Annotated in this window: 22 protein-coding genes and 3 pseudogenes; 17 read left to right on the top strand and 8 right to left on the bottom strand. The window is 68.5% G+C overall.

Translation table 11 applies throughout. The annotated features are described in order from the left end of the window. Nucleotides 1–8: 8 nt before the first annotated feature. Nucleotides 9–596, bottom strand: a complete 588-nt coding sequence (locus AC07EJ_RS40800; RefSeq protein WP_389491578.1) for a hypothetical protein — start codon at nt 594–596, stop codon at nt 9–11. 379 nt (nt 597–975) lie between these two features. Here AC07EJ_RS40800 and AC07EJ_RS40805 point away from each other — a divergent pair, with 379 nt between their 5' ends. Both AC07EJ_RS40805 and AC07EJ_RS40810 read left to right on the top strand, forming a co-directional pair. After that, nucleotides 976–3,156 carry a hypothetical protein gene (locus AC07EJ_RS40805; RefSeq protein WP_389491577.1) on the top strand — a complete coding sequence of 727 codons (2,181 nt, stop codon included), beginning with the start codon at nt 976–978 and terminating at the stop codon, nt 3,154–3,156. 151 nt (nt 3,157–3,307) lie between these two features. Continuing rightward, entirely contained in the window at nt 3,308–3,664 is a 357-nt protein-coding gene (locus AC07EJ_RS40810; protein WP_389491575.1) for a hypothetical protein, read from the top strand. 86 nt (nt 3,665–3,750) lie between these two features. Here AC07EJ_RS40810 and AC07EJ_RS40815 read toward each other — a convergent pair. Continuing rightward, a pseudogene (locus AC07EJ_RS40815) lies at nt 3,751–3,909 on the bottom strand (IS110 family transposase); the annotation flags it as partial. A 692-nt stretch (nt 3,910–4,601) separates the two neighbouring features. Next, complete coding sequence (locus AC07EJ_RS40820) at nt 4,602–5,333, bottom strand: DUF6333 family protein (RefSeq protein WP_389490654.1); 732 nt, start codon at nt 5,331–5,333, stop codon at nt 4,602–4,604. Nucleotides 5,334–5,541: 208 nt separating this feature from the next. Here AC07EJ_RS40820 and AC07EJ_RS40825 point away from each other — a divergent pair, with 208 nt between their 5' ends. The 6 genes and pseudogenes from AC07EJ_RS40825 to AC07EJ_RS40850 all read left to right on the top strand — a co-directional run bounded on the left by AC07EJ_RS40825 (nt 5,542) and on the right by AC07EJ_RS40850 (nt 8,439). After that, the gene (locus AC07EJ_RS40825; protein WP_389490598.1) at nt 5,542–5,679 is read left to right on the top strand and encodes a hypothetical protein; all 138 of its coding nucleotides are present in this window, start codon (nt 5,542–5,544) and stop codon (nt 5,677–5,679) included. 69 nt (nt 5,680–5,748) lie between these two features. Beyond that, the gene (locus AC07EJ_RS40830) at nt 5,749–6,192 is read left to right on the top strand and encodes a YkvA family protein (protein WP_389490600.1); all 444 of its coding nucleotides are present in this window, start codon (nt 5,749–5,751) and stop codon (nt 6,190–6,192) included. A gap of 72 nt (nt 6,193–6,264) precedes the next feature. Beyond that, nucleotides 6,265–6,597: pseudogene (locus AC07EJ_RS40835) on the top strand (thiopeptide-type bacteriocin biosynthesis protein); the annotation flags it as partial. Between the two features lie 10 nt (nt 6,598–6,607). After that, the gene (locus AC07EJ_RS40840; RefSeq protein WP_389490602.1) at nt 6,608–6,730 is read left to right on the top strand and encodes a hypothetical protein; all 123 of its coding nucleotides are present in this window, start codon (nt 6,608–6,610) and stop codon (nt 6,728–6,730) included. A 220-nt stretch (nt 6,731–6,950) separates the two neighbouring features. Then, entirely contained in the window at nt 6,951–7,667 is a 717-nt protein-coding gene (locus AC07EJ_RS40845) for a helix-turn-helix transcriptional regulator (RefSeq protein WP_478886142.1), read from the top strand. A gap of 286 nt (nt 7,668–7,953) precedes the next feature. Then, complete coding sequence (locus AC07EJ_RS40850) at nt 7,954–8,439, top strand: DoxX family protein (RefSeq protein WP_389490607.1); 486 nt, start codon at nt 7,954–7,956, stop codon at nt 8,437–8,439. Here the strand turns inward: AC07EJ_RS40850 and AC07EJ_RS40855 are convergent. Then, nucleotides 8,429–8,683 (bottom strand): annotated as a pseudogene (locus AC07EJ_RS40855) (integrase core domain-containing protein); the annotation flags it as partial. The gene AC07EJ_RS40850 and the pseudogene AC07EJ_RS40855 overlap by 11 nt on opposite strands. A gap of 227 nt (nt 8,684–8,910) precedes the next feature. On the opposite strand from AC07EJ_RS40855, the gene AC07EJ_RS40860 reads away from it, so the two are divergent. Continuing rightward, on the top strand, nt 8,911–9,951 hold the full coding sequence (locus AC07EJ_RS40860) for a hypothetical protein (RefSeq protein WP_478886143.1): 1,041 nt from the start codon (nt 8,911–8,913) through the stop codon (nt 9,949–9,951). Nucleotides 9,952–10,095: 144 nt separating this feature from the next. Here the strand turns inward: AC07EJ_RS40860 and AC07EJ_RS40865 are convergent, their stop codons facing one another. The 4 genes from AC07EJ_RS40865 to AC07EJ_RS40880 all read right to left on the bottom strand — a co-directional run bounded on the left by AC07EJ_RS40865 (nt 10,096) and on the right by AC07EJ_RS40880 (nt 14,585). After that, nucleotides 10,096–10,335, bottom strand: a complete 240-nt coding sequence (locus tag AC07EJ_RS40865; protein WP_389490611.1) for a DUF6233 domain-containing protein — start codon at nt 10,333–10,335, stop codon at nt 10,096–10,098. Between the two features lie 248 nt (nt 10,336–10,583). Continuing rightward, nucleotides 10,584–11,564 carry a TauD/TfdA dioxygenase family protein gene (locus AC07EJ_RS40870; protein WP_389490613.1) on the bottom strand — a complete coding sequence of 327 codons (981 nt, stop codon included), beginning with the start codon at nt 11,562–11,564 and terminating at the stop codon, nt 10,584–10,586. Between the two features lie 410 nt (nt 11,565–11,974). Next, a complete protein-coding gene (locus tag AC07EJ_RS40875; protein WP_478886144.1) occupies nt 11,975–12,916 on the bottom strand; it encodes a TauD/TfdA dioxygenase family protein in 942 nt (313 codons plus the stop codon). 436 nt (nt 12,917–13,352) lie between these two features. Then, nucleotides 13,353–14,585 carry an ROK family transcriptional regulator gene (locus tag AC07EJ_RS40880; protein WP_393587876.1) on the bottom strand — a complete coding sequence of 411 codons (1,233 nt, stop codon included), beginning with the start codon at nt 14,583–14,585 and terminating at the stop codon, nt 13,353–13,355. Between the two features lie 692 nt (nt 14,586–15,277). Between AC07EJ_RS40880 and AC07EJ_RS40885 the strand changes: the two genes are divergently transcribed. The 8 genes from AC07EJ_RS40885 to AC07EJ_RS40920 all read left to right on the top strand — a co-directional run bounded on the left by AC07EJ_RS40885 (nt 15,278) and on the right by AC07EJ_RS40920 (nt 26,499). Continuing rightward, nucleotides 15,278–16,534 carry an ROK family transcriptional regulator gene (locus tag AC07EJ_RS40885; protein ID WP_389490621.1) on the top strand — a complete coding sequence of 419 codons (1,257 nt, stop codon included), beginning with the start codon at nt 15,278–15,280 and terminating at the stop codon, nt 16,532–16,534. Nucleotides 16,535–16,912: 378 nt separating this feature from the next. After that, entirely contained in the window at nt 16,913–17,416 is a 504-nt protein-coding gene (locus tag AC07EJ_RS40890; RefSeq protein ID WP_478886145.1) for a flavin reductase family protein, read from the top strand. Between the two features lie 37 nt (nt 17,417–17,453). Beyond that, a complete protein-coding gene (locus AC07EJ_RS40895; protein WP_478886146.1) occupies nt 17,454–18,518 on the top strand; it encodes an ABC transporter substrate-binding protein in 1,065 nt (354 codons plus the stop codon). Beyond that, on the top strand, nt 18,515–19,405 hold the full coding sequence (locus AC07EJ_RS40900) for an ABC transporter permease (RefSeq protein ID WP_393587878.1): 891 nt from the start codon (nt 18,515–18,517) through the stop codon (nt 19,403–19,405). The genes AC07EJ_RS40895 and AC07EJ_RS40900 overlap by 4 nt, the downstream gene beginning before the upstream one ends. Continuing rightward, nucleotides 19,381–20,172: an ABC transporter ATP-binding protein gene (locus tag AC07EJ_RS40905; RefSeq protein WP_478886147.1), complete on the top strand. Its 792-nt coding sequence runs from the start codon at nt 19,381–19,383 to the stop codon at nt 20,170–20,172. Before AC07EJ_RS40900 ends, AC07EJ_RS40905 begins: the two co-directional genes overlap by 25 nt. Nucleotides 20,173–20,294: 122 nt before the next feature. After that, nucleotides 20,295–21,632 carry an LLM class flavin-dependent oxidoreductase gene (locus AC07EJ_RS40910; RefSeq protein ID WP_389490656.1) on the top strand — a complete coding sequence of 446 codons (1,338 nt, stop codon included), beginning with the start codon at nt 20,295–20,297 and terminating at the stop codon, nt 21,630–21,632. Beyond that, nucleotides 21,629–25,465 carry an ABC transporter ATP-binding protein gene (locus tag AC07EJ_RS40915; RefSeq protein ID WP_478886148.1) on the top strand — a complete coding sequence of 1,279 codons (3,837 nt, stop codon included), beginning with the start codon at nt 21,629–21,631 and terminating at the stop codon, nt 25,463–25,465. The genes AC07EJ_RS40910 and AC07EJ_RS40915 overlap by 4 nt, the downstream gene beginning before the upstream one ends. Then, entirely contained in the window at nt 25,462–26,499 is a 1,038-nt protein-coding gene (locus tag AC07EJ_RS40920; RefSeq protein ID WP_478886149.1) for an aldo/keto reductase, read from the top strand. Before AC07EJ_RS40915 ends, AC07EJ_RS40920 begins: the two co-directional genes overlap by 4 nt. Nucleotides 26,500–26,577: the final 78 nt, after the last annotated feature.

Consider the following 26,577-nt stretch of genomic DNA (forward strand, 5'->3'; position numbering starts at 1 on the left):
TCTCACCCCTACGCGACCTGCATGTATGCATGGATCAGTCCGCCGAGCCGGTCATGCCGGATGGTGTGGGTCTGCTCGTCTGCAGCGGGTGGTGCGGGTGTGTGGAGACGGTCGGTGCGACGTGGGGCGGGGGCGATGCCGGCCTGGTTGAGGATGTTCCACATGGTGGAGGCGGCCGTCTTGTGGCCGAGGCGGGTGAGTTCGCCGTGGATGCGCCGATGGCCCCATCCTGGGTTCTCGGCCGCCACGCATAAGACCAGGGCTTTGACTGCGGGGCTCGTGGGCGGGTGTCCGGGTCGGCGATGCTGGCTGTAGTCCCACTTCTTCGCGACGAGTTTGCGGTGCCAGGCCGGCAGCGTGGCTGGGGTCATGGGGGAGACCTGGGGCCAGCGGTGGCGCGGTGTCAGGTGCGAGAGTGCGGCGAACTGCAGGCGGTCGGTTGGTTCGTAGCGTAGGCGTGGGACATGTCGGCGCAGGACCGCGTTTTCGTGGCGCAGCACCAGCAACTTCGCGTCCTTCGTGTCGTCACGCCGCAGCAGCAATGCGGGCAGCGACAGCAGGCGGCGGGTGATGGCGTGCACCGTGGACAGGAACACGACGCATGTTCCCAGACGCGGCAGAGCCGCTGCTCAGAGTCCTGTGCTCCCGGTTCATTGCGGTGACGGGATTCAAAGCGGGACGACGACTCGTGTTTTTGAGCGTCACAGGGTCCCCACCTCTTGCCCTCTTTCCTCAAATTAACCTCAGGTGAATCTCGGAAGACGAGAAAGCGTATCGGGCATTACGTGTCATATGAACCCGAACTGAGAAGTAGATCTGTGAAGAAGCCTTGAAGGGGATCCCGCCTATGCTTACATTCTCTTCACGGAAGGCCGGACGGGATTCGGCCTCTAGAGGCAGGGGGGAACCCGAGTGTCATCTAGTAATTCTCGAAGACGGTCCCGACTCATTGCGAGCGGGGTTTTCGTCGCAGCCTTGACTGCAGGCACCATCACGGCTCCGCAGCTCACGGGAGGAACCAGTGCTGCTGCTGAAGCGTGCCAGACGAAGGTATCGACTTACCTCATAAACGCCGACGGCGACAAGCTGCAGAAGTACGTCGACTGGAATCCGTCGAATGCCACCGATTCGGCCCTCCTCAATACCGGCAAGTCGGCATCGCTGAAGAGCGATAGCTATTACTTCGCGGGTGGACACGGCGTGATCTACGAGGTCACAGCGGCCGGGGTGCTCAAGTCCTACCAGGACCGGAGCGACAGCGGAGGAAGCGTACTCACTCCGGTCAAGACGTACAACGAGAACTGGACAGCGCGTCACAACCGCGATTGGTCCAATGGCGATCTCATCTTCTCCATCCATGGCGGCGGCAAGCTGGATGTATTCCAGCAGAGTTCACCGCTCACCGGTGACGGCGAACTCAAGCTCGATGCGTTCCCACTGACCGTCAGTAACCCGGCAGTCGTCGCGTTCACCAACGCCGACGACGTCTGGGCAGTTGGTTCGACTACCTACACCCTCACGGACGGGGTGATCCGTGCCTGGGCTTACACAGCGAGCCCGCACCCCAGCTTTCCCGCCCAGGGAACGGTCGTGGCGACCACCGACACCACGCAGAGGCAAGGCTGGGGAGTCGGCCCGGGAACTGTGCGGACTGCCATGAGCGACGGCACCGTGCAGGCGTATGCAGGAACTCCGAATCTCACCGTCACGAACAGTGAGTACGGTGTGGGGCTTTTCGGTGAAGTCCTCGCAGATACCGCTACGTGCCTTGCGGACGCAGGTGACGAAAAGCCCACCTTGGGCGCCGCGGGAGATGACCCTGACGCACCTGCCGCTGTGGCCGAGGAGCCCGGCGAGCCCCCGGCCCCGGGTGCCCCGGAAGTACTCAAAGGCAAGTTCACCCTCGGAAACGGCACACCGGCCGCTGGATTGACTGTCAAGGTCGAAGCCACCGACGCGGTCCCGGAGGATGGCGCTGAGGCCGACCTACCGTCGCTCGGTACCGCCGTGACGGCCGCAGACGGCAGTTGGTCACTGACCCTGCCCAAGACGCTGCCTGCCGAAGTCCAGCAAGCCGCGACCGAGAACGGCGGACTCGTCAACGCGATGGCGACCGTCACGGGCCAGACGTCGACCGGCGTCCCCATGGGAGGTATCACACACCTCACGGCGGCGCCGGCCACCGCGACCGCCTCAGCGCGGAGCCTCGCCGTGGCTGACGACGAAACCGCCGAGCCAGCGCAGCTTCTGCCCCTGGGGACATCCTCCGACAGCAGCGAAGTGTCCAGCCTGAGCGAGGCACAGGACCCAGCGGTCAACGTCAAAATGGCTGCGGGTTACGCCAAGAGCTGGGCCGTGAAGCGGGAAGCAGAGCCTACCGACACACTCGGCGACAGCCCGCTTCCCAAGTGGCAGAACGCTACGGGTGATTTGCCGACCGGCTACAACCCCTACATCGTCAACGGGCAGGACACCAAGGGCTTGGTCGTGCGACCGATGGACGGCGGATGCGACCGCACAAAGTCCAAGGTCATCGACAAGAAGATCTACTACACCACCGTGGGCGAGGGTCACGCCTTTTGGGACGCCAAGGCGTCGGTCGACTACGACAGCAAGCTGTCCTCCACTGTGGACGTCGCAGCGAAGACCGGCGGCAACTGGACCATCACCGGAAGTGTGAGCCTGGGCTCTTCCATGAGCGTCACCACCGGATACACGGCCAAGGGCCCGTACTTCGGGAAGCAATGGAGGGTGCCGATCAAGTACACCAAGTACAAGGAGACTTGGAAGTGCGGAGGCAACAACACCTTCACGCGGTACGTCATCAAGCCCGGTAAGTACACGATCCCGGCGGGTGGCGCCACCGGGAAGTACGGCAAGGACGTCAGCTCCAAGGACGGAAGCGGATACTGGGACGCCCCTAAGTCTCACCGCGCCTATGTCACGCGAGGCTCCTACTTCCAGCTGAGCAAGAATCGCAGCATCAAGTTTTCCGGCGCCGTCAGCGCTTACGGCGTCTCCCTGGGCGGGTCCACGGGCTACGATCGCGATCACAAGCAGCGCATCACCGCCGGAAACAAGTCCAGCTACAAGCATTACATATGGGGGAAGAATGGCAGCCCCTCGGGCAAGCCGGGCGTCTTCTATTCCGACTAGAGCGGCCACGCTCCTGGCGTGCGCGCTTCTCGTCAGTTGCTCCGCCTCTCCGTCCGGTGGACAGGCGCTGGACGCAGAGGGGGCGCAGTCCAGTGGGACAGTCGGCAACACGCACGCCAAGGTAGGGCAAACCTGGTACTTCGCCCTTCCCGTGCCGCACAACGTAAGCGGCAAGAGCATTGAGATCACAGGCGCGAGTGTCATTGACCCGCCCGAAGGGCTCAAGGTACTTGGTTACGCGGCCTACAACGTCAATGACACTGAGGGGCTGCCCCTCCTAGCCCTGGACGGCGAGTCGGATACGCCGGACTTTGCCCGCCTCAGGGACTACGTGAAGTCCGGGGTCAAGGTCTCACCGAAGAAGCAGAGTGACATATTCTTCCAAGCCAAGATTCGGATCACCTCACCGCCCAGGAAGAATATTAAGCATTGCCAGTTCCATTACCGCCAAGGAGGTCAAGAGTTCACCCAAATCCTTGACTGCGAAATGGAACTGAAGGTGAGCTAGCCTCGAAGATGCGACACGTCCCCCCTCAGCCGTCCAGGTTAGAGGGGGGTATGTGTGTAGCGGGCAGTGATGCCTAATGCGGACTGTCAAGCCGCGCGTGCGGTGGGTGGCAGGGTTTCGTAGGTCTGTCCATCGCGGATGAGGGCCCGAAGGGCGTTGACGCGGCGGCGGGCCAGGGCGAGGACTGCCTGGATGTGGCGTTTACCTTCGGCGCGATTGCGTTCGTAAAATCGGAGGGAGTCCTCGCAGTGAAACTCTTTCATCCTGTCTCTCAAGGGGGAAATGGCCTGGTGGGCGGGGGCGTGACAGGGCAGGGCCCCTCGTCGTTGGCGTGGTCTCCTGGCTCATCCACGCTCGAAGGTGTGAACTACGCCCGCCGTGGCGTAAGTTGAGCTGCTTTAAGCGGCGCGCCTGTCGAAAAGTCCATCCGTGCAGTTCAGGCGGCATGTTGGTATACGCGGAGGACTCCGCCGAGTCGGTCTCTTCGGCGTATGTCGAGGTGGGAGATCTGTGCAGGGGTGAGCGGTTCGGGGACGGCACGCAGGGGTGTTTCCTGTTCTATCGCTTGGCGAGGCCGGTGGAGGTTGTAGTGCAGTTCGAACTGGCGGAGCGCGTGGTGCAGGTGGTGCTCGTTCCAGATGGGGGCTCGGTCTTCGGGCCGGGACACTGCTCAAACGGGTCCGAGTCGCCGTTCCAAGACGGTGATCCGATGGCGCGGAGGGCAAGAATCTCCACGTCCTTGTCGCGGTCGCTCAGTGGCAGCAGCCGCAGCGAAGGCGTTGGAGATGGCCAGATAGGCGAAACGGAGCAGCACGAGACCTGATCATGCCGCAGCTTTCGGGTATGGCCGCGAGCAGAGTGACCTGTGCGGATGGGGTTTCCGGCAGGCGCAGTGTCGAGGTGTCAACCCACTGCGGTGCGAAGGGAGTTCGACTGGTCACCGGCCGATGAGGTACGCGTTTTCCATGTCGGTCGTGGCCGACTCGGTGTGCCGCACGCGCAGCGCCGACAGGTTCAGGCCGGGAACGCCCCACGGGTCGGCGGCCCCCAGGGCCAGGCCGGTGAACACTCCCCATTCGATCTGGTTCGGGTCGTCGTCCAGGTCGATGAAGGCGTTCAGCTCGTCGTTGTTGTCGAGGTCCTTCTGTGTCATGCCGAGAGCGGCGAGGACCGCTGCGGGGTCTCCGGAGACGACGAACGGCTCGTCATCGGTCCATCCGGCAGCGTGGAACATCGTCCCGTCGGGCAGCCATACGAGGTCTTCGGTGCGTGTGGCTGCGCAGTGGGTCTCGACGCGTCCCACGATCCGTGCGTCGGGGAAGCGTTCGCGCAGGTCCGTTGCTTCGTCAAGGTTGTCGTCGCCGTCGGAGACGAACGCCGGGTCGCAGACGGTCAGCACATTGCCCCAAGCGCCGGCATGGACGATGTCCAGGTCCGCGAGCGTGCTGAAGACCGGTGGGTTGGCGGCCGAGCGCGGGCCGAGGTCTTCCAGCACCCCATCCACGCTCGACAAGGACGCGGCGAAGGCGGCGGCCAGGCCCGGATCATGTACCGGGAACCCGGCCGTGTCCGAGGTGAACGGCGGTACCGGAGAGGGCCGTTGGCCCGGCAGGGGCTCTCGCGGTGGCGTAGCTTGTCGACTCTGATGATGTTGGAGGGCAGCCGGAATACGGCGGAAACCGAGAGCATGTGACCGAGGTGAAACGAGGCCGGTGTCCCAGTCGCTGCCGCCTACGGCGCCGCCATCCGGTAGTAAATACTTGAGATGCCCGCACCCGTCGTCGCTGACGCCCTCAGGCCTACTCGGTGACCTTCAATCGATCACTCGGGAAGGTACGCCCTTCACGTCCGCCCCGAGCCCGATCCACAGGTCCTGAGTGTTGCTCGCCCGGTCCGGTGAGCACCCCGCACCGGCGCAGGTCCTCGACATGCTGATCCGTGACGTACGACGGCACGCGGGAGGCCGGCCCCAGGACGACCAGGTGCTCCTCGCGCTGCGCCGCTCAGCGCTCTGACCGCCTCCCCGCATCCGGGAGAGGGCCTTCGGCCCTGGCTCCCCCCGCTCAGGGGGTACACGATGAGGCATGGACACCAAAGCCTGGCTCATCCTCGCCACAGTCGTCGTGCTGCTCACCATGGGCATCGCCGCAGTTCTCCTGGTGCGAGTGATCCGGGCGAAGAGGCTGCTCCTCGACGCGGGAATCCCGCTCCGCAACAAGGCGCTGGTCTGGGCCGCCGTGATCTATACGGTGTCACCGGTCGACCTGCTGCCGGACCCCGTCTACCTCGACGACATCGGCTTCCTGCTGCTGGCCCTACGCTCCCTGCACGTCGCGGCGCGAACCGGATACCCGCTGGTGGCAGGTCAACCTGTGGTGCGACACCTGGCAGGTCGCCGAGCAGATGGCCATCAACCACCTGGGGCAGCTGCTGGTCGCGGCCGAGGAGAGCGGGGACGTCGCCGCCTGGTGGTGGATCCGAAAGGGCGAATCTTGGCGGCTGCGCGTCCTCCCCGCCGACAGCCGTGACGCGACTGCTGTCCTGGGCGGCTGACCAGCACGCTCACCGAACGGGCCGCGATCCGGCACGCCGAAGGCGTCATCCACGAGTCCGGGACCCGCCGCTTCGGCGGACCGGAAGCCATGCGGGCCGCCCACGACCTGTTCCACGCCGACAGCCGCCACATCCTGGCCCGCCTCGCTCACGAGAGCGACGATCACCGCCGCGAGCTAGGCGTCCGGCTGGACACCCGGATGATGCTCGCCGCCGGACAGGACCCTTACGAACAGGGCGACATCCGGGCCCGGATCGCCGAGCACCGCGGCGACGGCGCGAGCGAGTCGTCCCGAGCCACCCTCGCCGCGGTGCAGATGCTCATCACCGCCCGGCATCGAGGTCCGTCAAGACGAACCCGCCGCCCACTTCGGCCTCTGGATTGCCACCATGAACAGCGGCCTCAGCTTCGGCCGGCTGTCCGTCGGTTCCTCCGCACGCACCCTCGGATTGGCGGACGCCGCCCTGCGGTGGGCCGGGGCAGGCCCGCACGACGGCGGCACCCTCGCCTAGGTGACCGCCCGCCCGGCCAGCGAGGACGCCAACGAGCTCGGCCCCGCGAGCAGCGAGGCGATGACCGGACGCCTCGTCTGAAGCTGTGAATCAGCATTCATCGGGACCTCCTAGTTTCACCAATAAATCCTGGTCTTATTGAGGGAGGTCGACAAGATACGCAGGACATCGGAACAGAAGGAACACTTGGGCCTACGCGGATGAGGGTTACCGTGGTCTTGTGGCTTGCGATCAGGCAGCGTCGGCCGACGCGGTCGGCAGCGCCATCGACTCCGTCAGTGTCCTGAGCGAGGACTCACGACGGCGCATGTTCACCGTTATCCGCCGTGCCGGCCACGACGTCACCCGTGACGAGGCCGCCGTGAGCGTCGGCATCTGCCGCAAGCTCGCCGCCTTCCACCTCGACAAGCTCGTCGACGCCTGCCTGCTGGGCGCCCGCTACGAAACGCCCGGCGTGATCCGCAAGGTCGGCAGGCGGCCAAAGGTGTACGAGCCCACCGCAGCGCAGATCACCGTGACCATCCCAGAACGGCGCCACGAACTCCTGGCGGTCCTTCTCATGGACGCCGTTCTGACCGAGGAGGCCGACGAGAACGCCGAGCAGGCGGGCATGCGGACCGCGGAGCAGCACGGCGGGCAGCTGGGCGCAGTCGGACGGGAGGAGACCCGCCCAGGGCGCCTGGGACGCGAGCGTGGGCTGACCCTGTGCGGGGGGCTGCTGGAGGAGTACGGCTACGAACCCGTCCGGGAAGCCCTCACCCGGCTCCGGCTGCGCAACTGCCCGTTCCATCCGCTCGCCGCGAAAGCCCCCGACCTGGTGTGCGCCATGAACCAAGCCTTCCTCAGCGGCAGCCTCACCGGTCTTGAGGTCAACGGAGTCAAGGCCGTCCTGACCCCCGAGCCCGGCGAGGCTGTGCCCGAACGACCCCGATCGTGATGAGCAGATGCCCCAGAATCACTGACACGGCAACGGCCGCCCGCCCCCGCGGGCCACCGACCCGATGCACAACTGTGCCCGCAGCGAAAGGATCGAATGGGGCAGGGAATCGCCCGCGATCTAATGCGGGGCACACCCAACATCGGTGCTCGACGTGTCGTCGAGCTGGGGGAAACGCCCGTTCTGGCGTTCCAATCGGAGCATCGCCATGTTGCCCAAACGCATTTTGAAATCTTCTTCCTCTTCCACGGCACCAGCGGCGCAGTCCACTTCCATCGCCACGCCCATGACGACCGCCGCCGACTTCGGTCTGCTGCTCATCAGGCTCACCATCGGGCTGCTGATGGCCGGACACGGGGCTCAGAAAGTCTTCGGACTCTTCGGAGGCCAGGGCCTGACGGAGACGGGCAAGGGATTCGCGGCCCTGGGCTTCCACCCGGGAAAGCTCTTCGCCTTCATCGGGGGCATGTCCGAGCTCCTCGGCGGCCTCGGTCTGGCCCTCGGCCTGCTGACGCCGCTGGCGGCCGCCGCCCTGATCGGCGTCATGATCAACGCCATGGCCACGGTCACCGGCGCCCACGGCCTGTGGGACACGAACGGCGGCGTGGAATACAACGTCTGCATCGCCGTCGTCGCCCTGGCCGTCGCCGCCATCGGGCCGGGCAGGCTGGCCGCCGACCGCCCCTTCCGCTGGGGCAAGGGCGGCTGGAAAGAGGCCGCTTTCGCCCTCGGCCTGGGCGGCATCGCCGCCGCGATCACGCTCAGTCTGTAGAACCAAGGCGGCCCCCTGCGAAGGCTCGCCCCGCGCAACGGCGTGCTGGCTGTTTCTGGGCCTCGGGCGGTCGTTGGCCCCGGGATCGGTGCGGCCGATGCCGGTTGTAGTGATTTTGGTACTCGGCGAGGACGTGTCGGGCGTGAGCCTCGTTCATGATCAGAACGTGGTCCAGGGCTTCTCGGCAGATCGTGCCGATCACCCGCTCGCAGTGGGCGTTCATCCGAGGCGCTCGGGGCGCGCTGAGCGTGGCCAACGCGACTGAACACGCGCCGGGAGCAGGGCGGTGACCCCTTGGCCAGGCCCGGCCTCGGCAACCACATCCAGCTCGCCCTCCTCGTCCATGACGAGGGCGCCCGCTGACACCCGCCGGCCCCCGTCCGCCCGGCCGGTCCGACTCTGGCCAGGTGGCCGGCAGGCGTGAACTTTCGGCCGATGCCCGCGCCGCCCGACGTCTCTAGCGTCGACGTCATGCCCCACGAACTCGGACCACGCCACCGCCTCCTCCTGGCGGCCGCCCTGTTCCTGCTCGCCCCCCTGGTGGGCGAGTTCCTCCTCGGCAACCAGCCGGTCACCGCGCTGCCCGCACTCGTCCTCCTGGCCCCGATGTACGGCGGCGGCGCCCTGCTGATCCGCGAGGTGACCCGACGCGCGGGGCGCGGCTGGCGGACGATGATCCTGCTCGGCGCGGCCTACGCCATGCTCGAGGAGGGCCCGATCGACCAGATGCTGTGGAACCCGCACTACGGCGGCTTCGACATGGGACTCGCCTACGCCGGAACCCATGTCCCGGTGCTCGGCGTCAGCGTGGAAATGGTCCAGGACGTGCTCTCGATGCACACGGTCTGGAGCATCTGTGTGCCGATCGCGATCATCGAGACGTTCAGCCGCGACCGTACGCGTCCCTGGCTCGGCCCGGCCGGACTCGGGGTCACGGGCGTCGTGTTCGCCGCCGGGTCGCTGTTCCTGGCCTTCGCCCAGGCCGAGTCCGAGCACTTCATGGCGTCACCGGCCCGGTTCGGCGGCGCGGCGGTCGTCATCGGCGCGCTGGTGGCGGCGGCGTTCGCGTTGCGCCCCCACTCGGCCTCTGCGACCGGGCGCACCGCTCCGACGCCGTGGGTGGTGGGCGCCACGGCGTTCGCCGCGTCCAGCCTCTACTGGGGCCGCGAGTTCCTGCCGGACGGGGTGCCGGCCTGGGGCACGGTCGGCGCATGGTGCGTCCTCGTCGCCGCGGTCGTGGCACTGTGTGCGTACTGGTCGCGCGGCCGGGGCTGGGGCGCGCGGCACCGCCTCGCCCTTGCGGGCGGCTTGCTGCTCACCTACGTGTGGGTGGGGTTCGGGCACGCGCGCGACATGGGCGTCCCGTACGCGACGTCTCTGCTCGGCAATGTCGTCCTCGGTGTGGGCGCGATCGTTCTTCTGGTGGGGGCGGCGGCCGTGGTGCGCGGCCGCGAGAGCGCGCACCACGGACCTGGAACCCGTACAGCGCTGATCACTGCGAGAAATGAGTGAGTTGAGACGCGAGACATCATTCTGGGCATGTCGGTTTCCCCCGACGGTTACATCGAGGGACCGGACCGCGACATCAGCCGGCACCGGGTCGACGAGGAGCTGCACCGGTACTTCGAACAAGGCCACCAAGAAGGCGCCGGCGCCTCAGTCGAGTACCCCGAGCTCGGTGTCGGGCCGGCAGTGCGGGCAAGCGTCGACGCCCTCGGCCACCGCTCGCAACGCTTGGTCTCGCTCTACGCCGCGGCTCCGTTTGCCCGCCATGTGGCGCCGCATCACCGAACAGGCTCCTGAGCTGCATGGACGACATCTTCGGCAGGCGCAGGCGCAGGCGCAGGACCAGGCAGTAGGCGACGAACAGCAGCTGCGCCGGGTCCTCAGCCTCATCGGCTCTGAGGCGCTTCGCGGCTTCTCGTGGCGCCTGAAAATGCTCAGCCCAACCCGGCCGTGGTGGGTGGAACAGGTGCGAGGGGCCCTGTCTGGCAGGCCACTCCCGGGCACAACACGGCCTGCCGCATCAACAATCGGTCCGGCAGACTGCAGTCCGACTGCGTCGGCCAGTCCCGACGGATGCGGCTGCGGCGCCGCGCCACCCTGTGCGGAGGGCGGCGCGGCGAACCTCGGTCGTCAGCGTCTCAGGTGCCGACGACCACCCGGTGGTCTGCGGTGAACGGCTTGCCCGCGACGAGTTCGGACTCCTGACCGTCGGGGCCGACCGGGAGTTCACCGATCAACGTGACGCGGTGCAGACGGCGCTCGACGTTCAGGTGCTCGATGTCGCGCGGGGCGAGGTGGGCGGTGGCCCGGTTGTCCCAGAAGGCGACACTGCCGGGCTCCCAGCGGAAGCGGACGGTGTACTCGGGGCGAGTGATCTCTTCGTAGAGCAGATTGAGGATGGCGCGGCTCTCGCTCGGGGACACGTCCACGATGTGGCTGGTGAATCCGGGGTTGACGAAGAGCGCGCGCTCCCCGGTCTCGGGGTGGACGCGGACCACCGGGTGGACGGCGACCAGCAGGTTGTCGTTCACGCGGCGGGCGTAGGCGCTGTCGCCTGTGGGCTTCTCGGCCCCGCCGTAGCGGTGCTCGGCGCGCAGCGTGTCGACGAAGGCACGTACCGGGGCGGACAGGCCTTCGTACGCGGCGACCAGGTTGGTCCACTGGGTGTCGCCGCCGAACTCGGGGACGGTCTCGGCGCGCAGGATCGATCCGGCGGGCGGGTTGACGGAAGCGGTGACATCGGTGTGCCAGCCGGAGAAGTAGCTGTAGCGGCGCTTCTTCGTGGCCTCGCGGAACCCCTTGCCGTAGCGCTCCTCGTAGCGGCGCGGGTCGATGGTGAAGATCTCTGGGTGGTCCTCCGGCGGGGTGTCGTCGTGCGGGTGGGCATAGGTCAGTTCGCCGAACTGCCGGGCGAAGGCGATCTGAGAGGCGTGGTCGAGGTCCTGGCCGCGGAAGAAGACGACCTTCCAGCGGTGCAGCGCCTCCTTGATGACGGCCAGGTCGCCGTCGGAGAGGGGCTTGGAGAGGTCGACGCCGGAGATGTCGGCGCCGGTGTGGCCGGAGGCGGGGCGTGCGGTCGCGGTAGAGGTCGTCGGCTTCGACGAGATGGTCGAGGTCATAATGGTTAGCCCTTCTGTGCTGCGGCGAGCGCCGCGTTGAAGTCGTTGGCGACGGAGGGGTCGAACTGCTCGGAGAGGTCGACCTTCTGCGGAATCCGGCCGATCTCGGTGTAGAGGTCGGCGTGCTTCTTCTGGGACTCGACGACGACGCCGTCGTCGATGGGGACGTAGGCGGTCGTGCCGGTGGTCTGGAAGACCTGCTTGCCCAGGGGCGTCTGCTTGCGAATCTCGACGTAGCAGGCGTCGACCCACGCGTCCGGGTGGGAGCGGACCTACGCGTTCCCTTCACCCGAGGTGCGGTGAAGTCCAGCGGCGCCTCGCGCTTGGTCGGGTCGGCGTCGACCGTCCCGGACTCGAGAACGTTGCCGGCCCACTGTCGATGTGGAACAGCACCTTGTACGGCAGGTTCTTCACCTGCCGCCCCCGTCATCGGGCAGGGCGAGGGCGGTGTTGTACGTGGTGTCGTCACCGGTGACGGCCCTGCTGTGGGTGCCGTTCACCGACACCGGGACATCACCGGCGAGCGTGATCCGCTGCACGCGGCGGGGGAGAGTGCCGTAGTCGGCCACCGCGTAGTGCTGCGTGGCGCGGTTGTCCCAGAAGGCGACGTCGCCAGGGGTCCAGCGCCACCGTACGGTGTTCTCCAGCTCTGTCACGTACGACTGGAACAGCCGCAGCAACTCGCGCGAGTCCTCCGCGGACCAGCCCACGAACCGGCGCGCGAAACCGCCGAGCACCAGCACCCGTTCACCGCTCTCGGGGTGCACACGTACCACGGGGTGCTCGGTCTCGTACGCGACCGACGTGAAGACGGCACGGTGGCGCTTGGCCGCCTCGGTGTCGTCCGCCGGCTTGTAGGCCGCGTAGTCGTACTGGTTGGAGTGCACCACCCACAGCTGGTCGGCGAGCGCACGCAGCTCCTCCGGCAGATTTGCGTACGCCGTGGCCGTGTTGGCCCACACGGTGTCGCCGCCGAAGGGCGGGATGGTCACCGCGCGCAGGATGGATCCCAGCGGCGGGCGCTGCACGAATGTGACGTCCGTGTGCCAATGGTTGGCCCGGGACGTGGTCTTTCCGTAGTCCAGGTCGAGAACGGCCGGGGCACCCTCCAGGGCGGGGACGGTCGGGTGCGCGGTGGTGGGGGTGCCGAAGCCGCGGGCGAAGCGCTCATGGCTCGCCTCGTCGAGGTCCTGACCGCGGAAGAAGACGACCTTGTGCTCCAGGAGGGCGGCGCGAATTGCCGCGACGGTGTCGTCCGGCAGGTCGGAGGCGAGGTCGACGCCGTGAATCTCGGCGCCGATGTTCCCGGCGACCTTGACGATGTCGAGGACGGTCTGGGCGGGTGCAGACATGGCAGGGCAGCTCCAATGGGCGCATACGCAGATGCGCTGACCGGTGAAGGTGTACCGAGGCGTACGAGGAAGGCAGCCCCCTACGGGGCGGGGAAGGGAAACAGCAACCAGGAGACGGACAACGCGCCGGTGGCGCTCGGCTCAGCGCGCGTGGCCGGCGGGCCGACTACAGCCCAGTCCGGCGAAGTGGTGGGCGCGGAAGGCGTTGACCGTCTCCCGTCCGGCGGCGTCACGCGCCGTGGCCCTCCCTGTCGCATCCATAGGGCGATTCTCCGCGCTGCCTGACGGGGCGACAATAATTTGCGACGCCGTGGAAGAAACGGACTTCGGGTGCGGCGGGCCGCGCCGGTCCGGGGATCTGCCCGCCACTGCGAGAGCACGGGCCGTCGCGGGCGAGCGGCATGTCGCGACCAGGCGCCGGCACAGCTCGCCGGCGCTACGCGGAGCGCGCTGTGCGCAGCTCCATCGGCCTGCGGTACACCGCGTCGAGCACGACCGATCCGGCCGCGACCGCCAGCACGTGCGGCCCGAAACTGCTGGGGACGACTGCCCGTTCGGGATCGGCGCACAGATGCGAGTGTGCGGCAATCTCCTCGTACAGGTCCGGCAGCAGCTCGGGGAAGGTCAGCGCCGTGCGCTCGACGACCACCAGCAGTTCCGGATTGAGGACATCGAGCAGCAGTGCTGCCGCACGCCCGACGGTGCGCAGCCTCTCGCGCAGCACCCGCAGCGCTTCGTGGTGGCCTTGGCGGGCCCGGTCGAGGAGCAGAGCGAAGTCCGGCGCGGGGATGGCCCCGGTTTCGAAGGCACGCTCGGCCACGGCAAGTTCCGAGACCGCGGTCTGCAGACAGCCGGTACGACCACACCCGCAGGCCTGACCGATGTGGCCCAGCGGCAGATGGGCCACATCGCCCGCCCCGGACCTGCGCCCGCGCAGCACGCTGCCACCGGCCGCGATCGCGGCGTCCACCACATTGCCGACGAAGAGCTGTACCAGGTCCGAGCGCCCTGCCCCCGCGCCGAAGAGCAACTCGGCCTGCGCCAGCGCCCGCGCGTGCCCGTCCACATGCACCGGCAACCTGGTCGTGGCGCCAAGCACGCGCCGAACCGGCACATCCCGCCAACCGAGGGGCGCATGCTCGATCACCGTTCCCTGCTCGGAGTCGACCCAACCACCGGTCACGACGCCGAGGCCGAGCACCGAGCGCCCCGCCGCGTGCCGTCCGAGGAAGCCGGGCAGGAGCCTGCCGATCTCCTCAAGCACCTGCCGCGGCCCGCCCGGATGCGGCAGCCGCCGCTGCGCCGTGACCCGGCCCAGCAGATCCACCACGGCGAAGGTCATGTGTTCGAGGGCGATGTGCACCCCGCAGGCGACGTGGTGGCCGGGGTCGATCGCCACCGGCACCTGCGGCCGCCCGGCGCGCGGCGGGCTGACACGCGGCGGCAGTTCGCGCAGCAGCCCGAGCCCGATCAGCTCCGCCGTGTGGCGCGACACCGCGGCCGGGCTGAGCCGGGTTCTGGCCACGAGTTCCGTACGCGCCGCGGGTCCGTAGCGCAGCAGCGTACGCAGCAGGGCGCCCGGGCCGCCGCCCTCGACGGACAGCGGTTCCGGTCGCGCGGGCAGAGCAACCAGCAGCGGCGGCCGGGCATGATCGGAGATGGCGGTCATGGCTCCCTCGCTCAACGGTAGGACGGCAGAGAGCCGCGGAGCGAGGCACGCTCAGCGGCGGTGGGAGTCCGTACAGCACGGGAGTGGGAACGGAGAGACCATGCGCCGATGCTCGCAATTCCGTCCCTGGCGGTCAACGGTGCTCCGTTACGGGCGTACGGCAGTCCTGTGAATCCGGTCGGCCGTCCAGAGCCTGCGGCGTGATGGCAGCCGGTCTTCGAGGTCGTTCGTGCGCCGCTTGACGCACACCTACTTCCTCACTGGCGTCACCGGCGAGTTCTCCTCCGTCGCCGCAGTTGGCGGTTCGAGTCCTCGCCTTCGGCGCAGGAGATCAGGCGAAGTTGGGCGGAGTCGGCATCTCCGTTCCATCCCTGTCCATGATGCGGTCAGTGGTTTGACCGGGTAACGGCGTTCCGGCTACGTTCCGGGCCATGCAGCGATCCGCACACCTGACGACTCGAGGTCATGTCGACCTGAAGCGTGTGTGCTCCGCGGCGTGTCACCGGGCCTGAACGCCGTGCCCGCGCGGGCCTGCCACCAGGGACCTCTCCCTGCCCGGCTCTTCGCGGGGCGCCCTTCCACCGGGAGAAGCGACATTCTGCCGACCGTGAGTCGGGCAGGTTCTGTCCTCATGGCTCCGTAGAGGAGCACGCACCCGCATCGCCCGCTGCCACCGAGCCTGGAAGACATCCGTGAAGAGTCTCTCTGCGCCTGCCCGTCGTGGTCCCACGTCGCTGCGTCGCTCGGACATCCCCGCCGTTGCACCGGCCCGTCGTGTCTCCGGCGCCGGGTCCGTTCTGAGCGCCATTCTCGACCACGGCCCGGTCGCCCGTTCCACCGTCGCCCGGCTCACCGGCCTGTCACCCGCATCCGTGACCGGACACACCGGCCGGCTTGCGGCCCGTGGTCTCATCCGCGAGAGTGCGCAGGTCACCGGGCCGAAGGGATTGGGGCGCCCCCACATACCGTTGGAGATCGACACCAGCCGCTATCTGGTGGCCGGCGCACATATCGCGGTCGCCCACTCGACCGTCTCCCTCATGGACCTGCGCGGCCGGATCCTGGCTGTGGACCGCCGGCCGCACCGAGGCACCGAACCGCAGCGGATCCTCGGTGACCTGGCAGCTCGTCTTCCCCGGCTGCTGGCGGCCCATGCGGATGGGCGGACGGTGTTCGGTTTGGGGGTGGCCACCGGACACCGGGTGGACCCGGAGGCCGGACTGGTCATCGAGCATCCACAACTCGGCTGGCGCAATGTGCCAGTACGTGATGTTCTCGCTGCGGCGACCGGACTGCAGGTCCAAGTGGACAGTCATGCAAGGGCGTTGGCGCGCGCCGAGCAGATGCTGGGGGAGGCCACCACCCGGGCCAGCGCGGTGCTCCTGTTCGTCGGTGCGGTCGTGGACGCGGCGTTCGCCACTGCGGGGGCCATACACCTCGGACCGCGCTCGGGGGCGGGCAGTGTGGCTCACCTGCCGCTCGGGTCGGCCGGCTCCGGCGGCGCGGAGCCGTGCCCGTGCGGGCGGACCGGGTGCTTGCAGTCCGAGGTGTCGGAGCACGCCATGGTGCGGCGTGCGGCCGAACAGGGTCTGCCGGCCGGATCGTTCACGGAGCTGCTGGATCAGGCGCTGGCCGGTGAGGCGCGGGCGGTGGCGCTCTTCCGCCGACGGGCGCGGCTCGTCGGCAGAGCAGCGGCACTGCTCCTGGACATGTTCGACCCCGAGGTCCTGGTGGTCGTCGAGCCTGGTGCGGGCCGACTGCCACAGTGCCTCGCCGATCTGCGGGCGGAAGTGGCCGAGCGCTCCTGGGTCTGCGACGACCCCGAACGAGCCGTGGTGCCCAGCAGTTTCACCGGATCGGTGTTGGCCACCGCCGGTGGCGCGGTGGCACTGGGGGTGCTGTACGCGGACCCGCTGGGTTCGTGGCCCGCGCTACCCGCCGTCTCCTGAGCAGTATTTTCTGGTCTCGACTTAATTCAGAATGTTGCATTATTGACCGACTCCTGGACCGAACGGGAAGATGGATTCATGACCGGCCGACAGCGGATTCCCCAGCGCCTACCCTCAGTGGCATGCCGCTGCTGGGTGGCTGTGCCGGTCGGCATCTTCGCCCAGCGTTCCTGTTGCCGCCCCTGTCCGGGCCGCCGATAAACAGCGACTGATTTACACGAGTGCTCCGCATCGCAGTGCGTACCTCTCTACGTACCTCTCTACGTACCTCTACGCCTGCGCGCCTCGTCTCCTCGGCCTGCCCGTTCCGGCTTTGCCGTTCGCGTGCCGACTCCATTTTTTCGACATTCCATCTCGGGAGAGAAGTTGACTGTCGCCGTGTCTTCGCATTCCGCGACATCCTCCGCTACGGGTATTGCGCCGGGGCGGTTCAAAGAGGCATTTCGCAGGTATCCCGCCGGTGTCGTCGTCGTCACCGCGGACGCCGGCCTCGGGCCGGTCGGCTTCACCGCCACCTCACTCACCTCTTTGTCGCTCGATCCGCCGCTGGTCTCCTTCGCCATCGGGACCGCCACTTCCTCCTGGCCTCATGTCGAGAGGTCCGCCACCGCTGTGGTCAACTTCCTCGGCGCCGACCAGAAGGCACTGGCCACCACGTTCGCCACCAGCGGCATCGACCGGTTCGCGGCGCCGACCAACTGGCGGCGACTGCCGCAGGGTCAGCCGGTCCTCGACGATGTCGCCGGCTGGATGCGGCTTGACATCGAGCAGCTCGTCCCGGCGGGCGACCACCGGATCGTCATCGCCCGGGTCGTGGACTCCTGGCTCGGCGAGGGGCGCAGCCCACTCCTGTTCCACGACGGTTCCTACCTCGCCGTCTGAGCATTCCCTCCAGCTGCCCATCGATCAGGAATCCGCCATGTCACGCAATTTCGCGCATACATCCGTCGGGCGCAGGTCATTCATCGCCCTCGCCGGCGGGACGATACTCAGCCTCGCGGCCTGCGCTCCGCAGACCAGAACAGCCGCCGAGGCGAAACCTGCCGGAAAGTTGCCTACGGGGTCACCACCGACCGGTACCAAGCTGTCGATCGCGGTCCATTCCACACAACTTCAGCTGGGACCTGCCGGGCTGAACAAGGAATTGAAGTTCACTGTCTCGCAGTGGCCCAATCTGAGCGCCGGGCCCGACGTCATCCAGGGATTCCGCGCCCATTCCATCGATCTGGCGACCAATGCCGGAATCCCGCCGATCCAGGCCCACGCCATCGGTGTCGATGCGAAGATCGTCGCGGTACAGGTGCGGAAGAACCCCTCCTACGTCTTCGCCACCGCCGCGGGTTCCGACATCAGGACGGTCGAGGACTTCCGCGGCAAGAAGATCGGCTTCTCCCAGGGCCAGGCGCAGGGTGTCGTCGTACTGCGGGCACTGAAGAAGGCAGGGCTGCGCAACAGCGATGTCGAGCTCGTCGCACTGCCCAGCACTCAGTTCCTGACCGCTCTGCAGTCCAAGCAGGTCGATGTGGCCCCACTCGGCGAGCCGACTCTCACCAAGTACCTCGGCCAGTACGGCAAGGACGGCGCCCGCGGTGTGAAGGCCGATGTCGTGGACCTGCTGACCGTGCTGTGGGCGCCGACCGAGGTGCTGGACGATCCGGCGAAGGTCGCGGCCGTCCGCAACTTCATCCCGCTGTGGTCCCGCGGACTGGTGTGGGCGTGGGAGAACACCGACGAATGGATCGACACGTACTACGTGAAGGACCAGGGCGTCTCCAAGGAGGACGGCAAGCGCATCGTCGCCTCCCTCCGCAAGCCGCAGTTCCCGGTGAGCTGGGACAAGGCGATCGAGTGGGAGCAGGAGACCACCGATCTGCTGGCCGATGGCGGTTTCGTGCCCGAGCAGGACGCCTCCGAGCTGTTCGACCGCCGCTTCGAGGGGCTGGCGGCGAAGGCCGTACCGGCCACGTACCGGGTGGCGTCATGACGGAGATGCTGTCGAACGCACGGCTGGAGAGCCCGGTGGCAACGACCGCCGAAGCGACGAGTCGTCTCAAGCCGGCAAAAGGCACGGTCCCGCAAGCCGCCCGTGGTACCCGCAGGCGGCTGGGCCCAGGCCGGTCCGTGCCCTTCGGCCGGCTGATCGGCCCGGCACTGCTGATCGCCGTGTGGTGGGCGGCCTCGGCCTTCGGCTATCTCGACCCCCGGATCCTGTCCGGACCCGGGACCGTGCTGTCCACCGCGGCGGACCTGGTCTCCACCGGCCGGCTCCAGGACAACGTGCTCGTCTCGCTGCAGCGCGCCGGGCTCGGCCTGTTCTTCGGTGTGGCAGCAGGGGTGATCCTGGCCGTGGCGGCGGGGCTGAACCGCACGGGGGAGTACCTCCTCGACGGCACGCTCCAGGTCAAGCGGGCCATTCCGTCCCTGGCGATGCTCCCGCTGCTCATCCTCTGGCTGGGCATCGGCGAGCAGATGAAGGTCACCGTGATCGCGCTCGGCGTCGCGGTGAACATGTACATCAACACCTACGCGTCGCTGACCGGCATCGACAGCAGGTATGTGGAGCTTGCCGAGGGACTTGACCTGAGCCGATGGCAGTTCGTCCGCAAGGTCGTCGTCCCGGGCTCGCTGCCGGGCTTCTTCGTCGGCCTGCGCCTCGGCGTCACAGCGTCCTGGCTCGGCCTGATCGTGGTCGAGCAGATCAACGCCACCCAGGGCATCGGCTACATGATGTTCCAGGCCCAGCAGTACGCCCAGTCCGACGTGATCATCGTGGGGCTGGTGGCCTACGGGATCTTCGGCTTCGCCTCGGACGCGGCGGTACGCGCGATCGAGAGGAGGGTCCTGTCATGGCGACGCACCCTGGCGGGCTGACCGAGATCCGGCCCGGGACCGGATCGGGGAGCGAGGACCACGGCGGCGACCGGCCCGCGGTACGGACGACCGGCCTGGTGCGGAAGTTCGGAGACCGGATCGTACTGAAGGAACTCGATCTCACCCTGGCACCGGGCGAGTTCACGGCACTCCTCGGCCGCAGCGGCTCGGGCAAGTCCACGCTGCTGCGGGCCGTCGCCCGCCTCGACCATACGGTGGAAGGCTCCGGCGAACTCGTCGTCCCCGAGCGGGTCTCGCTCTCCTTCCAGGACTCCAGACTGCTGCCCTGGCTCCGGGTACTGGACAACGTCGTCCTGGGGCTGCGCGGTCCCGGGTCCCAAGAGCGCGGTCTGACAGCCCTGGCCGAGGTCGGCCTGGAGGGCCGCGAGCGCTCCTGGCCGCATGAACTGTCCGGCGGTGAGCAGCAGCGCGCCGCGCTCGCCCGCGCCCTGGTCCGCGATCCCGAACTGCTCCTGGCCGACGAGCCGTTCGGCGCTCTGGACGCCCTCACGCGGATCAAGATGCACGGACTGTTGCGCGAGCTGTACGAGCGACACCGCCCCGCCGTGCTGCTGGTCACCCATGACGTCGACGAGGCCGTGGAACTCGCCGACCGGGTGCTGGTCCTGGATGACGGCCGCATCTCCGTGGACCTCGCCGTCGACCTGCCCACCCCGCGGTCCCCGCGCGAACCCCGCTTCCAGGAATACCGCGACACGCTGCTCGCCGCCCTCGGTGTGGCGCAGCACCGGCCCACCACCTCTTGAGGAGACGACGCCCCATGGCACGCAAAACCGAAGACCGGACGGAAGCGCAGGCGGAAGCCGAGAGCAGGCCGCACACGGGACGCGAGTCCGGCCGCAAGCCGCTGCACCTGAACGCGTTCCTGATGTCCACCGGTCACCACGAGGCCTCCTGGCGGCTTCCCGAGAGCCCGGCAGAGGCGAACTCGGACATCGAGCACTACAAGAACCTGGCCCGGATCGCCGAACGCGGCAAGCTGGACTCGCTGTTCCTGGCCGACAGCCCCGTCCTGATGGGTGACCCCGGCCGTCGGCCGGCGGCCAAGCTGGAGCCCACCGTCCTGCTCACCGCGCTGGCGGGGGCCACCCGGCACATCGGCCTCATCGCCACCGCCTCCACCAGCTACAACGAGCCGTACAACCTGGCCCGCCGGTTCGCCTCGCTGGACCATGTCTCGGGCGGCCGGGCCGGCTGGAACATCGTCACCACCGCGGGCGCCGACGCGGCCCGCAACTTCGGCCTCGACGACACGCCCCTGCACGCGGACCGCTACCGGCGGGCCGGGGAGTTCGTCGAGGTCTCCACCAAGCTGTGGGACAGCTGGGCGGACGACGCGGTGATCGCCGACAAGGAGAGCGGCGTACATGCCCTGGCCGAGCGGGTCCGTCGCATCGACCACACCGGCGAGTTCTTCCGGGTCGACGGACCCCTGAACGTACAACGTCCGCCACAGGGCTACCCGTTGCTCGTCCAGGCAGGTTCCAGTGAGGACGGCAAGGACTTCGCCGCCCGGTACGCGGAAGCAGTGTTCACCGCGCAGCAGACCCTGGAGGAGGGCATCACCTTCTACAAGGACGTCAAGCAGCGCGCACGGACACTCGGCCGCAATCCGGACGGCATCAAGATCCTCCCCGGCATTGTCCCCGTGATCGGCGACACCGAGGCGCAGGCGCTGGAGCTGGACGCCGAGCTCGACCGGCTGATCGTTCCCGAGTACGCAAAGCGGCAGCTCGCCCAGCGGTTGAAGATCGCCCCCGACGATCTGGACCTCGATGCGGAACTCCCCGACAACATTCCCACCGAGGAGGAGATCGAGGGCGCCAAGAGCCGTTACACGCTCATCGTGGAGCTGGCGAGGCGCGAGCGGCTGACCGTGCGTCAGCTCATCGGGCGGCTCGGCGGCGGTCGCGGCCACCGCACCTTCGCCGGTACGGCGGAGCAGGTCGCGGACACCATCGAGCACTGGTACGACAGCGGTGCGGCGGACGGCTTCAACATCATGCCCGCCGTGCTCCCGTCCGGCCTGGAGGTCTTCGTGGACCGGGTGGTGCCGATCCTCCAGGAACGGGGCCTGTTCCGCACCGAGTACACCGGCTCCACACTGCGTGAGCGCTACGGGCTCCCGCGCCCCGCCAACCGGCTGTTCGACACCGTCGACGCCGGCGAGGGGCACACCGGCATCGCCCTGGCGGCGGCCCGGTGACGGACTGTCCATCCCAGGAAACCAGTACGCCCCAGCAGCCGTCGGCCCGGTGGGCCCGGCGGCTGCTGGGGTACTGCCTGCGCCACCGCGCCGACCTCCTGCTCGCCTTCGGCGCCGCCGCCGTGGCTGCCGTCGCCACCGCCACACTGCCCCTCGTCCTGCGCCATGTGGTGGACGGGGTGGCGGCGGGCACCACCGCTTCGCTCGCCCCCTGGACCATCCTGCTCGCCGGACTCGGCGCCGTCCGCTTCGCGGCGGCTTTCACCCGCCGCTACCGCTCCGGCAGGCTCTCCCTCGGCGTGCAGTACGACCTCCGTAACGACGCCTTCGCGGCTCTGCTGCGCCTCGGCGGCGCACAGCAGGACGATCTGCGCACCGGGCAGGTGGTGAGCCGGTCCATCTCCGACATCACACTGATCCAGACCCTGCTGCAGTTCCTGCCCAACCTCACGGGCAACGCCCTGATGTTCCTCTTCTCTCTGGCCTTCATGGCGTTGCTGTCCCCGCCGCTGACCGTGGTGGCGCTGATCGTCGGCCCGGTGCTCTGGCTGATCGCCCTGCGCAGCCGCCGCGACCTCTTCCCCGCCAACTGGCACGCCCAGATGGAGGCCGCCGAGGTCGCCTCGAGAGTCGAGGCGACCGTGACCGGCGTCCGCGTGGTGAAGGGCTTCGGCCAGGAGGGGCGGGAACTGACCGGCCTTGAGGAACGAGCCCGCCGGCTGTTCTCCTCCCGGCTGCGGGTGGTCCGCTTCACCAGCCGCTACAACCCGGCCCTCCAGGCGGTCCCAGCCCTCGGCCAGGTCGCCGTACTGGCCCTCGGTGGCTGGATGGCCCTGCACGGCCGGATCTCGCTGGGCACCTTCCTTGCCTTCACCACCTATCTCGGCTCCTTCGTCACGCCCGTACGCCAGGTGGCGACCCTGCTCACCGTCTGGCAACAGGCACGGGCCGGGGCCGAACGGATCCTGGAGGTCGTCGACGAGGCCCCGCTGATCACCGACGCGCCAGGCGCGCAGGAACTGCCCGACCGCCCTGCGGCACTGTCCTGGCAGAACGTCACCTTCGGATACGGGGACGGCGAACCGTTGCTGCACGGCTTCACCCTCGATGTGCGCCCCGGCGAGACGGTCGCCCTGATCGGTCCGGCCGGCTCCGGGAAGTCGACCGCCGCGGCTCTGCTGCCCCGCTTCTACGACGTGCCATCCGGTTCGGTACGGGTGGGAGGCGTCGACGTACGCGACCTCACTCTGGAGTCGCTGCGTTCCCGCATCGGCTTCGTCTTCGAAGAGAGCCTGCTGCTCTCGGACACGGTGCGGGCGAACATCGCCTACGGCGTCCCGGACGCCACCGATGAGCAGATACGGGCCGCCGCCGCGATCGCCAGGGCCGACGAGTTCATCGAACGGATGCCTGACGGGTACGACACCGTCGTCGGCGAACAGGGCCTCACGCTCTCCGGCGGTCAGCGGCAGCGGCTGGCACTCGCCCGAGCGCTGGTCGGCGACCCTGCCGTGCTCGTCCTCGACGACGCCACATCGGCCATCGACGCCCGAGTGGAAGCCGAGATCCACGCCAGGCTGCGCGAGGCGACCCACTGCCGCACCACCCTCATCGTCGCGCACCGCAGATCGACCCTGGAGCTCGCCGACCGGATCGCCGTCCTGGACGGCGGAAGGATCACGGACACCGGCACGCTGGACGAACTCCTTCACCGGTCGACCCTGTTCCGCAACCTGCTCTCGACCGTTGCGGCGACGGATGCGGCCGAGGCGGCGGAAGCGGCACTCGCCGCACCACCGCCCGGCGAGGTCACCTCCCACCTGTGGCAGCGGCCCGCTCACTCCGGCCGCGACAGCGACGAAGGCGCAGCGGTCCGGGCCGCCCAGGCCCTGGCCGAGGCGGCGGCCACCTCGGGTCCCGGACGCGGTGGACCCGGTGGCGGAGTGCTCAGCTCCGCGCCACCCAGCCCCGAACTGATCGCCGCTCTCGCCCGACTTCCGCTGCCTGCGGCCGACCCGAGGGTGCCCACCGAGGAGGCCGTGGCCGCCGACCCGGCCTTCCACCTCGGCATCCTGCTACGGCCGTTCCGTCTCCCGCTTCTCCTCGGCCTGCTCCTGGTCGCCCTGGACGCGGTCGCACAGATCGCGGTGCCCGTCCTTGTACGCCACGGAGTGGACCACGGCGTCGCCCGGCACGCCGGAGACACCCTGCTGGCCGCAGCCGCGGCAGCCGGTCTCGTCGTCGCCGGGAACTGGCTGATCGGAGTGGCCCAAGTCCGTACGACGGGACGCACCGGTGAACGGCTTCTTTACACCCTCCGCGTGAAGACCTTCGCGCAACTCCAGCGCCTCGGCCTCGACTACTACGAGCGCGAGCTCGGCGGCCGCATCATGACCCGGATGACCACCGATGTGGACGCCCTGTCGAACTTCCTGCAGACCGGACTGATCACCGCCGTCGTCAGCCTGCTGACCATCCTCGGTGTCCTTCTCACCCTGCTGATCATCGACGCGGGCCTCGCCGTGGTTCTGCTCGCCGTCCTGCCCCTGCTGGCCGGCGCCACCGCCCTCTTCCGGCACTACTCGGTGCCTGCCTACCGGGACGCCAGGGAACGTATCAGCGCCGTCAACGCCTGCCTCCAGGAGAACGTCACCGCCATCCGCGTCACCCAGGCCTTCCGCCGCGAGCAGCGAAACGCCTGCGACTTCGCCCGACTGGCCTGGGCCTTCAGGGACTCACGGCTGCGCGCCCAGCGCTACATGGGCACGTTCTTCCCGTTCGTGGAGTTCCTGGGCACCCTGTCGACCGCGGCCGTGCTGGTCGTCGGAGCCGGTCAGGTCCGCTCGGGAGAGCTGAGCGGGGGCACCCTGATCGCCTTCCTGCTCTACGTCGAGCTGTTCTTCTCGCCGATCCAGCAGCTCTCCCAGGTGTTCGACGGCTACCAGCAGGCCGTCGTCGGCCTCGGCAGGCTACGGGCGCTGATGCAGACACCGGCCGGAACCCCACCCGCTGAACACCCCCTGCCGGTGCAGAAGTTGCGCGGGGAGATCGAGTTCGACGGAGTGTCCTTCGGCTACCCGGGCGGTGGTGGCCGGGAAGTACTGCACGGACTCTGCCTGCGCATCACACCGGGCGAGACCGTTGCCCTGGTCGGCGCCACCGGCGCGGGCAAGTCGACCGTCGTCAAGCTGCTCGCCCGGTTCTACGACCCGACAGCGGGCACGGTCCGGGTGGACGGCCACGATCTGCGCGACCTCGACCTGACCGGTCTGCGCCGAAGGCTGGGGGTGGTGCCGCAGGAGCCGCACCTGTTCAGCGGTACGGTCCGGGACGCCATCGCCTACGGGCGGCCGGAAGCGAACGACGCCGAGGTGGAGGCCGCGGCCCGCGCCGTCGGCGCCCACGAGATGGTCGCGGGGCTGCCGCTGGGCTACCTGCAGCACGTGGGGGAGCGGGGCCGCAATCTGTCCGCCGGGCAACGCCAGCTCCTGGCGCTTGCCCGGGCCGAACTCGTCGACCCGGACGTTCTGTTGCTCGACGAGGCCACCGCCTCGCTCGACCTGGCCACGGAACGCAGGGTCGCCGCGGCCACCGAGGCCCTGGCCCGTCGGCGTACGACCGTCGTGGTCGCCCACCGTCTGACCACCGCCGCCTGCGCCGACCGGGTGGTGGTCCTCGACGCGGGTGCCGTCGTGGAAGACGGCACCCATGCCGGACTCCTCGCCGCGCGGGGCCCGTACCACCAACTGTGGCAGGCCTTCCAGCAGGGCGGGCACCCCGCCTCGGTGGATCACCTGAAGATCAATGAACTCGTCAAGGAGAACGCACGATGACGGAGTACCGCAATCTCGGACGCACCGGCGTCAAGGTGAGCCCGCTGTGCCTGGGCACCATGATGTTCGGAGCACGGGGCAACACGGACCATGTCGACAGCGTCCGGATCATCCACCAAGCCCTGGACTCGGGCATCAACTTCGTCGATACCGCGGACGTCTACTCCGCGGGCGAGTCCGAGAGCATCGTCGGCAAGGCCCTGTCCGGCGGGCGGCGTGACAACGTCGTGCTCGCCACCAAGTTCCACGGAAGCCTCGGCAGCGACCCCAACGAGCAGGGAAACAGCCGCCGTTGGATCATCCGTGAGGTGGAGAACAGCCTGCGGCGGCTGGGCACCGACTGGATCGACCTCTACCAGGTGCACCGCCCCGAGCCCGACACCGACTTCGACGAGACGCTCGGCGCGCTCTCCCACCTGGTACAGCAGGGCAAGATCCGCTACATCGGCACCTCCACCTTCGAACCCTCCTCCATCGTCGAGGGCCAGTGGCTCGCTGAGCGCCGGGGCCGGGAACGCGTCGTGGCCGAGCAGCCCCCGTACTCCCTACTGGCGCGCGGTATCGAACGCGAGGTCCTGCCCGTGGCACAGCGCTACGGTCTCGCCGTGCTGTCCTGGAGCCCCCTCGCGGGCGGCTGGCTCTCAGGGCGCTACCGCAAGGGCGCCGGGCAGCCCGCGTCCAGCCGTGCCGAACGCCAGGCGGCCCGCTTCGACATCACCTCACCGGAGAACGCAGCCAAGCTGGCGGCCACCGAGGCCCTCGTACTGCTGGCCGAGGAAGTCGGCCTCACCCTCGTGCAGCTGGCCCTGGCTTTCGTCCTGGAACACCCCGCGATCACCTCGGCGATCATCGGGCCGCGTACCTTCGAACAGCTGGAGAGCCAACTGGGCGCGGACAAGATCCGGCTGAGCCAGGAGGTACTCGACCGGATCGACGAGATCGTCCCACCCGGCTCCAACCTCTCGGCCCGCGACGGCGGTTACACCCCGCCCTCGCTCACCGACTCCGCGCTGCGCCGCCGTTCACCGAACTGACGCAGCACCGGCGAGGCACAGCCCGTCGGCGACCTTCGTGATCGGCTGCGGCATACGCTTCCGGACCCGCACCGGTGA

It is taken from the genome of Streptomyces sp. NPDC045026 (assembly GCF_056432625.1).

Bases quoted from the DNA above. Each gene is read 5' to 3' on its own strand.
- AC07EJ_RS40920 (WP_478886149.1), top strand. From the start codon at position 25,462: ATGACGGAGTACCGCAATCTCGGACGCACCGGCGTCAAGGTGAGCCCG.
- AC07EJ_RS40910 (WP_389490656.1), top strand. From the start codon at position 20,295: ATGTCCACCGGTCACCACGAGGCCTCCTGGCGGCTTCCCGAGAGCCCG.
- AC07EJ_RS40840 (WP_389490602.1), top strand. From the start codon at position 6,608: ATGAACAGCGGCCTCAGCTTCGGCCGGCTGTCCGTCGGTTCCTCCGCA.
- AC07EJ_RS40860 (WP_478886143.1), top strand. From the start codon at position 8,911: ATGCCCCACGAACTCGGACCACGCCACCGCCTCCTCCTGGCGGCCGCC.
- AC07EJ_RS40905 (WP_478886147.1), top strand. From the start codon at position 19,381: ATGGCGACGCACCCTGGCGGGCTGACCGAGATCCGGCCCGGGACCGGA.
- AC07EJ_RS40865 (WP_389490611.1), bottom strand. From the start codon at position 10,335: ATGAGGCTGAGGACCCGGCGCAGCTGCTGTTCGTCGCCTACTGCCTGG.
- AC07EJ_RS40880 (WP_393587876.1), bottom strand. From the start codon at position 14,585: ATGACCGCCATCTCCGATCATGCCCGGCCGCCGCTGCTGGTTGCTCTG.
- AC07EJ_RS40875 (WP_478886144.1), bottom strand. From the start codon at position 12,916: ATGTCTGCACCCGCCCAGACCGTCCTCGACATCGTCAAGGTCGCCGGG.
- AC07EJ_RS40850 (WP_389490607.1), top strand. From the start codon at position 7,954: ATGACGACCGCCGCCGACTTCGGTCTGCTGCTCATCAGGCTCACCATC.
- AC07EJ_RS40870 (WP_389490613.1), bottom strand. From the start codon at position 11,564: ATGACCTCGACCATCTCGTCGAAGCCGACGACCTCTACCGCGACCGCA.
- AC07EJ_RS40830 (WP_389490600.1), top strand. From the start codon at position 5,749: ATGGACACCAAAGCCTGGCTCATCCTCGCCACAGTCGTCGTGCTGCTC.
- AC07EJ_RS40900 (WP_393587878.1), top strand. From the start codon at position 18,515: ATGACGGAGATGCTGTCGAACGCACGGCTGGAGAGCCCGGTGGCAACG.
- AC07EJ_RS40895 (WP_478886146.1), top strand. From the start codon at position 17,454: ATGTCACGCAATTTCGCGCATACATCCGTCGGGCGCAGGTCATTCATC.